The following is a 225-nucleotide window of genomic DNA, read 5'->3' on the forward strand; positions in this document are numbered from 1 at the left end:
GGCATCCGCCACAAAGGCGATACTGTTCTGCTCCGAGGCGAGGTATTTCTTGGCGAGGGCAATGCGTGCGGCGATGACATCCGCCATCACGCTGACCCCGAAATTTTTCTTATACAGCCGCTGGAAATAGGCACGGCTCAGCAGCAGCATCTGCGCCATCTCCTCGATGTTCCACTTTTTCTGGGGCTGGCGGTAGATCTTCTGCCGGAGCTCGTCCATGCTCTT

Annotated in this window: 1 protein-coding gene; it reads right to left on the bottom strand. The window is 56.9% G+C overall.

Annotated elements, in window-relative coordinates; all coding sequences use genetic code 11:
- The coding region (locus tag QZL66_RS08330; RefSeq protein ID WP_293602050.1) for an AraC family transcriptional regulator at positions 1-225 on the bottom strand (225 nt) is incomplete at both ends.

Origin of the sequence: Ruminococcus sp. CAG:330 (assembly GCF_000437175.1) — a bacterium.
Taxonomy (GTDB): Bacteria; Bacillota; Clostridia; order Oscillospirales; family Ruminococcaceae; genus Ruminococcus_C.